This window comes from Streptomyces sp. NPDC044063, assembly GCF_056434285.1.
This window is the reverse complement of the sequence record NZ_JBWKFM010000049.1, coordinates 21874-31345: the sequence shown is the minus strand read 5'-3', so window position 1 is coordinate 31345 and position 9472 is coordinate 21874. Positions and strand designations below refer to the sequence as shown.

The window sequence follows — 9472 nt, the reverse complement described above, 5'->3', positions numbered from 1 at the left end:
CCCGGAGGGGGACCAAGCAGAGGGGGGGCCTCTTACTGTGACACGACAACAAACAAAAAGGAACCCTCCCACCCCCCCCCCCCCCCCTCTTCTCCCCCCCCCCCCCCCCCCCCCCCCCCCCCCCCCCCCCCCCCCCGATCCGCGGGTCCAGCTCCACCGGGCCCTCGGCGGCGAACGGCAACCGCGCCGCGCCACCGTCGGGAGAGGCGTCGCCCGGACCCTCTCCGTCGGGCTGGAGCCACAGCAGCCCGGGCGCGGAGGCCTGGCCCAGCACCTCGGCGGCACCCGGCTCGTCGCCCACCGCGGCGACGAGCACCACCTGCGTGCCCTCCTGGCGCAGGGCGTTCACCGCCTGCGCCGTGTCCTCGGCGCGAGCGGCCGGCACCACGGTGAACCGGTCGCCGTACCACCGGGCGAATTCCTCCTGGAGCCGCGCACGGCGGATCGGGTCGGGGTCGGCGAGGACGATGGCGTGGGTCAGGGTGGTGGGGTTCTGCTTCCGTGTTCTCGTCATGGGCCCTTCGTTCCTCCGGCAGCCGAGCAATCCTGAGCGCTACGCCACTCCGCCCGCCCCACGGCCTGGACGACCTCACCCCGAGCGTTCGCTCTGCTCGGGGTATCCGTGCCCTCTCCCCAGGAAACAGCGCCTCCACCGAAGTCACCCGGACAGCCGAACGGGCTCGCCGGCCCCTGCGGCGCGACGCACGCGTGCCCACACACGGCGAAGCCCCTCTCCCGAGGAACAGGAGAGGGGCGAGAGATCACTTCTTGCGGCGCTTGCGGGGCGCGGGCACCATCGGCGCCTCGGTCTCGCGGGCAGCGGCGAAGAAGGGCGCCATGGCCTCCTCGTACTGCTTCAGGGACTCAAGCCCCAGGTCGATCTCGAGCCACTTGGGCACCTGGATTTCCTTGATCTCCGTCATCGGGGAACCGTCCTCGTCCACCTCCCCGGTCAGGTCCTCCATCTCCTCGACCACCGTCACGGCGAACTTGACCGTGGTCAGCTTGTCGGTCACCTCGGGGGCGAGGTCGTCGAAGTCGATCCGCTGGACGTAAATCGTCGTCGTGATCGTCTGACCGCCGACCTCGATCGTCTTTACGCCTTCTTCCACGTTGGGCTGACCCTTGTGGGATTCGTCTACCTCAATGAATTTGGTGCCCATGAACGGCGCCTCTCCTTTTGCCGGTGCGGTGCTCAAAGTCTAGTGGAACAAGGGCTTCTGACGCCAATTCAGGAAACGCGTCGCCCGTTGCCGGCCGGCAACGGGCGTAAACCGGGCGGACGGGGAGGGAAGGGACTTTCGAAATTCACCGACGGTTCGACCGCGATCCTTTTCGCTATCGGAGGCCCGAATTGTGTCCGGGTTGTCGGCGACGAGGACGGAGGCGAGGAGCGGGCCGAGAACAGGGCGCGTTCCGGCCGTCGCACCCCGTTCCGGGTGCGGGGGTCGGTCGGCAACCGGGGGGAACCGGAGCCCTTCGCCACGAGGGGACTTGGCGGAGAGGCGGCGCTCAAAGCCCATGACGGTGGCGTCGGTGGCCTGCGTTGCGTGCCCTGCGGCAGCGGACGTCGTGGCGCGCGCATACCCGTGTGCGCGCCGCGTCGGCCGAAGCATCGAGGTGATGCTCCGGATGTACGCCAAGATGCCGGCAGATGCCCGGGAGCGTGCGAACAAACAGATAGAGGAGGCCGTGCAGGAGTGGAAGGAGGGAGAGGGATCTCGACGGAAATGTAGATTGGGCGCAAGAATTGGGCCCGGTGCGGGTTGCCTGGCGGATCCGGTCGTAGTGATCAAGGCTCCGGTTCCCTGCGCCCACGCAGGATGAAAGCCCGCATTGTGGCTCGGAATGCGACTGAAGACGGGTGTAACTCGTCTGCGGCTGCTGTACCTTCCGGGCCTGACCCGTTCGGCGAAGGTGGCGCAAGCGGAGCGTCGAGCGTTCCTGGTGACCTCGTCGCTTGTCGTCGTCCTGGCCCAGCAGGGCCAGGGTAGGCCCGGTGAGTCGAACCTCAGACTGGTGTGACAATCCCACTCATGACCGGTGAACCCCTGCAGATTTCGCTTCAGCAGCTCCGCCACGCCTTCGACGTGGTGCTCCGGGGGGTGGAAGCGTCGGCTGGCCCCACCGTAACGCTCGATGAGGAGTACTTCTGGTCCGTCCCGGGCGATGAGCTCTACGACGTCCTCAACGAGCCGAAGACACTCACGATCGGGCAGCTGTCGGAATCATGGCAGCACCTTGACAACCTGCTCGCCAACCCGGACCAAGCCGTGGGCTACCACCTCGTGTGGCTTGCCGACGTCATCCGAGCGATCGGTCAGGAAATCCCCTGAAGGCTGCCGGGAGTCCATCGCCGTTGGACTCGTCGGCAGGCCCTGGGGCACACATGCCGGCCAGGCTGTCAGCTCCAGCGGCTGTACATGGTCTCCGGCCGGACGTGGCCAACTGCTCGCGGAAAGGGCCCCCGACCCCGCTCCCGCGCAGGTCGGAGCCCTGGCTTTTTTCTCCTGGTGGTACAGCAGTGGCACCCATGCCGACCAGAGCAAAGAGCAGTTGGCGCGGCCTTCTGGCGGGGCTGGTCCGGAGATGGCCCGGATCTTGGTGCGTGCGGTGCTCGGCGACAGCGGTGATCGGGAGGAGCGGCCAGGGTTACTAGGCCTTGCTCCACCCGGCTGTGCTGGAATACGAGTCAAGCAAGTCCACCACGAAGACCAGGGTCGAGCCCGGCGGGATCAACGGCGAGGGCGATTGCTTGCCGTAGCCGAGACGCGGGGGAACGATGATCTCGCGCCGACCACCGACCTTCATCCCCCTCACCCCCCGGTCCCAGCCCTTGATCACCCTGCCACTGCCCAGGGCGAACTTGAACGGCTCGCCCCGGTCCCAGGAGGCATCGAACTCCTTCCCGGACTCGAAGGTCACCCCGACGTAGTGGACCCTGACCACCATGCCCGGCTGCACCTCAGGCCCGTCCCCGACGACCAGGTCCCGGATGGTCAGCTCGGTAGGAGCTTCACCTTCCGGAACTTCGACCTCGGGCTTCGTCAGTTCACTCATTGCAGCCTCATCACTCTCTGTCGAAAGCCCCCGCACGGACCAGCCGGACACGTGGGCACCTCATGCAGCGGATGGTCACGCTACCGAGAATGCCGATTTCCGGAGCACACCAAATCCAGCGGCCACGCGTGATGATCTGTCGCATAGCCGATGAACGCGACTCCGCAAGCACGGCTCACGCAGCAACCGCCGGAACGACACGAGGCACAGACGGCTGCCCGGCACGCTGCGAGATGCCTTGATTCGCTCGGCCGACGGTCCGGCGCCATGGCGGAGCACCGCATGTCGACCACGTCGTGGATCAGCCCAACAATGACCGCCCGGGGCGCGGCGAGGGTGCCTGTCCTGAGACCGCGTTGGTCACGCAAAGCCGACATTGGTCCGTGTGACAGTCTTAAGCCATGCTTCGCGACCACCTAGCTCACTACGGCACGTCCGCAGATGGACGGCTCTTCCGGAGCGGCCGCGACCTGCACGTCCAGTCCGGCGCCTACAACAAGGCCTGGAAGAACGCCCGCGAAACCGCCCTGACGTAGCAGGAACAGACCTCCCTGGCCGCCAAACGCCCCTACGACCTCCGCCACGAGGGCATCTCCTTCTGGCTCCACTCCGGCGTCGACCCCGCCGAGTGCGCCCGCCGCGCCGGCCAGGGCCGCGCGCGCCGCGCCTTGCGCGGCGGATGCCTTGATCAGAGTAGGGATATTTGGTCGTGCCAGGTTTGGTCCGCGGCTGGTCCGGAACAGCTGGTCAGGCATGGGACAGCGGTGGGACAAGGTGGTACGTACATCACATCGCGGGCCGCCCGACACTCGGCGCCCGGCTGCTCGCAGAAAGGGCCTCCGACCCCGCTCCCGCGCAGGTCGGAGGCCCTTTCTTATCCCCTAGAAGAGCCCCAGCCGCTTCGCCGAGTAGCTCACCAGCAGGTTCTTCGTCTGTTGGTAGTGCGACAGCATCATGCGGTGGTTCTCGCGGCCCATGCCTGATTGTTTGTAGCCGCCGAAGGCGGCGTGGGCCGGGTAGGCGTGGTAGCAGTTGGTCCAGACTCGGCCTGCTTGGATGGCTCGGCCCGCGCGGTAGGCCGTGGTGCCGTTGCGGGTCCAGACGCCCGCGCCCAGGCCGTAGAGGGTGTCGTTGGCCAGGGTCACCGCGTCGTCCAGGTCGGTGAAGGAGGTGACGGCCACGACCGGGCCGAAGATCTCTTCCTGGAAGACGCGCATGCTGTTGTCGCCCTCGAAGATCGTGGGCTGGACGTAGTAGCCGCCTTCGAGTTCGCCGTCGAGGTGGGCGCGGGCGCCGCCGGTGAGGGTGCGGGCGCCTTCCTGGTGGGCTATGTCGAAGTAGGAGAGGATCTTCTCCAGTTGGTCGTTGGAGGCCTGGGCGCCGATCATCGTCTCGGTGTCCAGGGGGTGGCCCGGGCGGATGAGTTCGGTGCGGGCCACCGCGGCCTCCAGGAAGGCCGCGTAGTGGCCGCGCTGGATCAGGGCCCTGGACGGGCAGGTGCAGACCTCGCCCTGGTTGAGGGCGAACATGGTGAAGCCCTCGAGGGCCTTGTCGAGGAAGTCGTCGTCGGCGGCCGAGACGTCGTCGAAGAAGATGTTGGGGCTCTTGCCGCCCAGTTCGAGGGTGACCGGCTTCAGGTTCTCCGACGCGTACTGCATGATCAGGCGGCCCGTCGTGGTCTCGCCGGTGAAGGCGATCTTCGCCACGCGGGGGCTGGACGCCAGCGGCTTGCCCGCCTCCGCGCCGAAGCCGTTGACGACGTTGACCACGCCCGGCGGGAGCAGGTCCGCCACGAGTTCCAGCCAGACGTGGATCGAGGCCGGGGTCTGCTCGGCCGGCTTCAGGACGACCGCGTTGCCCGCCGCCAGGGCCGGGGCCAGCTTCCACGCCGCCATCAGGAGCGGGAAGTTCCAGGGGATGATCTGGGCCACCACGCCCAGCGGCTCGTGGAAGTGGTACGCGACCGTGTCCTCGTCGATCTCGGAGAGCGTGCCCTCCTGGGCCCGCAGCGCGCCCGCGAAGTAGCGGAAGTGGTCGACGGCGAGCGGGATGTCCGCGGCCAGCGTCTCGCGGACCGGCTTGCCGTTCTCCCAGGTCTCGGCGACGGCGAGGAGTTCGAGGTTCTGCTCCATGCGGTCGGCGACGCGGTTCAGGAGGAGGGCGCGGTCCGCGGGCGAGGTGCGGCCCCAGGCCGGGGCGGCGGCGTGCGCGGCGTCCAGGGCGCGCTCGACGTCCTCGGCCGTACCGCGCGCGATCTCGGTGAACGGCAGGCCCGTCACCGGGGTGATGTTCTCGAAGTACCGGCCCTGCTTGGGCGGTACGTACTCGCCGCCGATCCAGTGGTCGTAGCGCGGCCGGAAGCTGACGATCGCCTCGGGGGAGCCCGGGCTGGCGTATCGGGTCATGGTGGCGACGCTAGCCGCGCGTGGGTTGCGCGAACGTTGCGCGCAACCGGCGCGCGCGGGACGCCACCGCGCTCCGGTGCGCCGCGCTCTCCGGTAAAGCCGCCAGCAGTCGTTCCCACGCCTCCAGGTCGTCCTCGCCCCACGGGCTGTCGGCCCACAGCTGGAGCGCCGTCGCGTCCCCGCCGGCCAGCACCGCGCGCCGCACCCGGTCCTCCAGCAGCCGCCGCAGCCGGCCCACCCCCGGCGCCTCCGATCCCGGCAGCAGCGGGCCCGCGTACGCGCGGACCGCCGCCCGCAGGTCACCGGCCGCCAGGTGCTCCTCCACCTCCGCCGCGTCCGTCCGCACCGCCTCCCGCAGCCGGTACGGGCGGGACGCCAGCAGGCCGTCCCCCACCAGCCGGCGCAGCCGCGACATCTCCGCGCGCAGCGTCACCATCGGCACCGCGCGGTCGCCGTACAGCGCCGCCGCCAGCCGCTCGCCCGTCAGGCCGTCCGGGTGGGCGGCCAGCAGCACCAGGATCTCGCTGTGCCGACGGCCCAGCCGTACCGGCCGACCGGCGGTCGTGAGCAGCGCCTCGTCCCGGCCGAGAGCCGACAGCGCGGTGCCCGGCTCCCGCGCGGCCTCCGCCAGCCGGGCCTCCGCCGCCCGCGCCGTCGCCCGCACCAGGGCCAGGCTGTGCGGCGCCGCCAGGTGATCGCCGCCGGTGATGTCCACCGCCCCCAGCAGCCGGCCCGTCGCCGGGTCGTGGACGGGAGCGGCCGCGCAGGTCCAGGGCTGGGCCCGGCGGGTGTAGTGCTCGGTGGCGAAGATCTGCACGGCGTGGTCGAGGGCCAGCGCCGTGCCCGGCGCGTTGGTGCCGGCGTGCCGCTCGTCCCAGCGGGCGCCCGGTACGAAGTTCATGCTCTCGGCCCGCTCGCGGACCCCCGCGTGGCCCTCCACCCACAGCATCCGTCCCGCCGCGTCGCACACCGCCAGCAGATGGGCCCCGTCGTCGGCGATGGACCCCAGGAGTTCGCGGAAGACCGGCATCGCGCGGGCCAGCGGATGCGCTCGGCGGTAGCTCTCCAGCTCTCCGTCGGTCAGCTCGACCGGCGCCAGGACGTCCGGCGTGCGCAGCGCCGCCGCCGAGCGGCGCCAGGACTCGGCGACGACCGTACGGACGGCCGGCCGCAGTTCTCCCGCCGTGACGAACGCCGCGTGCGCGGACCCGACCGAGCGGATCCGCTCGGCGGGATCGGTGCCGGACGCCATCGCCAGCCATGGGTCGACCACCTGGACCACCCTTCCGCCCGCCCCGTCGGCCGCTGCCCTTACCGGTCGCCCTCGCCGGTCGCCCTCGCCAGTCGCCGTCGCCGCTCGCACTCACCGCTCGCCGTCGCCGTCGCCGTCGCCGGAGCACGATATCGCTCAACTCCGGTGCCGTGGAGGGTTGTCGCGGGTACAACAGCGGCAGGGGAAGCTTGCGGTGCACACGTCACAACAGTCACGCTGCTCTCCCCGGCAACCCACCTCTCGCGAACGGAAGAACGACCGCCATGAGCAAGGTCTTCACCGACATAGCCGAACGTACCCTCGCCGCCTACGTGACCACGTTCCTCGGGCTCCTCATCGCCGACGGGTTCGACCTCACCAGCGTCTCCGCGATCAAGGCCGCCGCCATCGCCGCGCTCCCCGCGGCCCTCTCCGTGATCAAGGGGGCGATCGGCAGCCGCTTCGGCGACCGGAGCAGCGCCGCCTGGCTCCCGCACGGCCGCGGCGCAGGCCGGCGGAAGTCCTCGCGCGCCTAGCCCCCGGTCCCAGCCCTCCCGCCATCGCCACGCCCGGAGCGGAACGGGCCCTTTCGCACGGGGTGTGCGCGGCGCACCCTCGACCGTCCTTCGCACACGCTCCCGCGCCGGCCCCGTTCGCGGTTGACTCGGCTACGCGAGTCCCACTGGCGCGACGGGACCGGGTTCGCCGGTCATTCCCCCCGAGCCGGCGGCCCGCCGCCCCGTACCGCCGGGCGGACGGTACGGGGCGGAGCCGTGCGCCCGGGCGGGGGGTGGGGGTGGCGTCTTCGCGCCCCCGGTGTCGGGCCGCGCGGAGCGGGTGCAACGATGTCCCCGACATGAATGCAGGGCAGCAGACCGCACAGGGGCCGCGCGCGCTGCGAGCCGGGGTGTTCGCAGCGGTCTGCGTGCTGCTCGCGGCCCTGGGTCACGCTGTCATGTCCGGGACCACCGTGCCCTGGTGGGCCGTCGCCGTCGCCCTGACCGGGACGGCCGGCTGCGCGTGGTTCCTCGCGGGCCGGGAACGCGGCCCCCTGCTGATCACGCTCGCCACGGTGGGCGCCCAGACGGGGCTGCACTTCTTCTTCGCGCTCGCCCAGAACGTCGCGTCCGCCGCCGTCACGGCCCGGGCCGGCCCCACCGCCGTCCCACCCCTGCCCGGCGACGCCACCTGCGGGGGCCTCCCCCCGATGCCCGCCGGCGGGACGGGCGACGGCGGCGGCATGAGCGCCTCCGCCGCCGCCATGGACCACACCATGGCCATGGGCGGCATGCACGCCGGCCACGGCGCGCTCGGCATGTGGTCGGCCCACGTGCTGGTCGCCCTCGTCTGCGGACTGTGGCTCTCCGGCGGCGAACAGGCCGCCTTCCGCCTCGGCCGCACCCTCGGGGCCCGGCTCTTCGCGCCGCTGCTCCTCCTCTTCCACGACGTACCGGTCCGCCCCGGCCCGCCCCGCGTCCGCGCCTCCCACGAGCGCGCCGCGCAGCGGCTGCGGCAACTGCTCTACGCCCACGTCCTCGCCCAGCGGGGTCCTCCGGCGGCCCTCGTCGCCGTCGCCTGACGGCGACCGACCAGGCCGTTTCACGTCACCGGGACCGCCCGCCCCCGCACGGCCGGGCGCCCGGACTCCAGGAAGGACCCAGGGCGATGACCCCTGCCCTCATCCAGGCCGGCCCACGGCACACCGCATGCCCGCCGGCAGCTTCATCCGTACGCCCCGAGGCCCCGGCCCACGGGAGCCGCCGGACCTCACGCGAGGTCCAGGACCGCCGCCAGCTCGGCGAGCCGGCGGGCCCGCTCGCCCCACTCGCGGCAGTCGTCGCACTCCCGCAGGTGCTCGTCGAGTGCCGCGCCGGAGACCTCCGGTGGCAGCTCCTCGCCGTCGACGCGGGCGGACAGGGCGGTACGGAACTCACTGCAATGCACCCCGCCATCGTCCCCGGCGCCCGCCGCGCGCCGCGCACCGCCCCCCGCGCGGGAGGCCGTCGTGCGTGACGACGAGACGGTGACCGCCTGGGCGCTGGCCGCGCGCGGCGGCGACGCCGACGCGGTGGAGCGCTTCATCCGCGCCACGCAGAACGATGTCCGGCGCTACGTGGCCCGGCTGAGCAACGACCCCCAGGGCGCGGACGACCTCGTGCAGGAAACGTTCCTGCGCGCCCTGCGCTCGCTGCCGCGCTTCGAGGGCCGTTCGTCGGCCCGCACCTGGCTGCTGTCCATCGCCCGCCGTACGGTCGTGGACCGGCTGCGCTTCCAGGCGGCCCGCCCCCGGCTGTCCGACACGGACGACTGGCAGTCCGCCGCCGAACGCACCCAGTCGGCCGAGCTGCCCGGCTTCGACGAGGGCGTCGCCCTCTCGCAGCTGCTCGACCGGCTGCCCTGCGAGCGGCGCGAGGCGTTCGTCCTCACCCAGATGCTGGGGCTGCCGTACGCGGAGGCCGCGATCGTCGTCGGCTGCCCGGTCGGCACGGTGCGCTCCCGCGTGGCGCGGGCGCGCGAGGCGCTGATCGTGCAGCTGGAGACGGCCGAACGCGACGTACGGGCGCGCGCCGCGCAGGCGTCCCCGCGGCCCACGCGGCCCGCGGGCGTACGCGCCCCGGCGCCGGCGGCGCGGGTCCCGGCGCTCGCCGGCTAGCGCGTACGCGTACCGGAAGCCGGAGGAACGGCGCGGGGGGGGGGGGGGGGGGGGGGGGGGGGGACGCCCCCCCCCCCCCCCCAACCCCCCCCCCCCCCCCCC

At 72.0% G+C, this 9472-nt stretch carries 10 protein-coding genes; 5 read left to right on the top strand and 5 right to left on the bottom strand.

The window, feature by feature from the left end:
• Positions 1-761 precede the first annotated feature (761 nt).
• A complete protein-coding gene (locus tag AC07BS_RS33920; protein WP_478644424.1) occupies positions 762-1163 on the bottom strand; it encodes a hypothetical protein in 402 nt (133 codons plus the stop codon).
• Positions 1164-2036: 873 nt separating this feature from the next.
• Between AC07BS_RS33920 and AC07BS_RS33915 the strand changes: the two genes are divergently transcribed.
• Positions 2037-2336, top strand: a complete 300-nt coding sequence (locus AC07BS_RS33915) for a hypothetical protein (RefSeq protein WP_478935445.1) — start codon at positions 2037-2039, stop codon at positions 2334-2336.
• A 319-nt stretch (positions 2337-2655) separates the two neighbouring features.
• On the opposite strand, the gene AC07BS_RS33910 is transcribed toward AC07BS_RS33915, so the two are convergent.
• Entirely contained in the window at positions 2656-3060 is a 405-nt protein-coding gene (locus tag AC07BS_RS33910) for an FKBP-type peptidyl-prolyl cis-trans isomerase (protein ID WP_478935444.1), read from the bottom strand.
• Between the two features lie 401 nt (positions 3061-3461).
• Here AC07BS_RS33910 and AC07BS_RS33905 point away from each other — a divergent pair, with 401 nt between their 5' ends.
• Entirely contained in the window at positions 3462-3596 is a 135-nt protein-coding gene (locus AC07BS_RS33905; protein WP_478935443.1) for a hypothetical protein, read from the top strand.
• Positions 3597-3941: 345 nt separating this feature from the next.
• Here the strand turns inward: AC07BS_RS33905 and exaC are convergent, their stop codons facing one another.
• Together exaC and AC07BS_RS33895 are read right to left on the bottom strand one after the other, a co-directional pair.
• On the bottom strand, positions 3942-5465 hold the full coding sequence (exaC, locus tag AC07BS_RS33900; RefSeq protein WP_478935442.1) for an acetaldehyde dehydrogenase ExaC: 1524 nt from the start codon (positions 5463-5465) through the stop codon (positions 3942-3944).
• Between the two features lie 10 nt (positions 5466-5475).
• A complete protein-coding gene (locus AC07BS_RS33895) occupies positions 5476-6738 on the bottom strand; it encodes a winged helix-turn-helix domain-containing protein (RefSeq protein WP_478935441.1) in 1263 nt (420 codons plus the stop codon).
• A gap of 263 nt (positions 6739-7001) precedes the next feature.
• Between AC07BS_RS33895 and AC07BS_RS33890 the strand changes: the two genes are divergently transcribed.
• The gene (locus tag AC07BS_RS33890; RefSeq protein WP_478644361.1) at positions 7002-7253 is read left to right on the top strand and encodes a holin; all 252 of its coding nucleotides are present in this window, start codon (positions 7002-7004) and stop codon (positions 7251-7253) included.
• 320 nt (positions 7254-7573) lie between these two features.
• Positions 7574-8296, top strand: a complete 723-nt coding sequence (locus AC07BS_RS33885) for a hypothetical protein (protein ID WP_478935440.1) — start codon at positions 7574-7576, stop codon at positions 8294-8296.
• A gap of 188 nt (positions 8297-8484) precedes the next feature.
• Here AC07BS_RS33885 and AC07BS_RS33880 read toward each other — a convergent pair whose 3' ends face one another.
• The gene (locus tag AC07BS_RS33880) at positions 8485-8661 is read right to left on the bottom strand and encodes a zf-HC2 domain-containing protein (RefSeq protein ID WP_478644355.1); all 177 of its coding nucleotides are present in this window, start codon (positions 8659-8661) and stop codon (positions 8485-8487) included.
• Positions 8662-8722: 61 nt separating this feature from the next.
• Here AC07BS_RS33880 and AC07BS_RS33875 point away from each other — a divergent pair, with 61 nt between their 5' ends.
• Entirely contained in the window at positions 8723-9370 is a 648-nt protein-coding gene (locus AC07BS_RS33875; protein WP_478935438.1) for a sigma-70 family RNA polymerase sigma factor, read from the top strand.
• Positions 9371-9472: the final 102 nt, after the last annotated feature.

What these genes read in the sequence shown, in the direction of transcription:
- AC07BS_RS33905 (WP_478935443.1), top strand. Translation starts at nt 3,462, where the DNA reads ATGCTTCGCGACCACCTAGCTCACTACGGCACGTCCGCAGATGGACGG.
- AC07BS_RS33920 (WP_478644424.1), bottom strand. Translation starts at nt 1,163, where the DNA reads ATGGGCACCAAATTCATTGAGGTAGACGAATCCCACAAGGGTCAGCCC.
- AC07BS_RS33915 (WP_478935445.1), top strand. Translation starts at nt 2,037, where the DNA reads ATGACCGGTGAACCCCTGCAGATTTCGCTTCAGCAGCTCCGCCACGCC.
- exaC (WP_478935442.1), bottom strand. Translation starts at nt 5,465, where the DNA reads ATGACCCGATACGCCAGCCCGGGCTCCCCCGAGGCGATCGTCAGCTTC.
- AC07BS_RS33890 (WP_478644361.1), top strand. Translation starts at nt 7,002, where the DNA reads ATGAGCAAGGTCTTCACCGACATAGCCGAACGTACCCTCGCCGCCTAC.
- AC07BS_RS33910 (WP_478935444.1), bottom strand. Translation starts at nt 3,060, where the DNA reads ATGAGTGAACTGACGAAGCCCGAGGTCGAAGTTCCGGAAGGTGAAGCT.
- AC07BS_RS33885 (WP_478935440.1), top strand. Translation starts at nt 7,574, where the DNA reads ATGAATGCAGGGCAGCAGACCGCACAGGGGCCGCGCGCGCTGCGAGCC.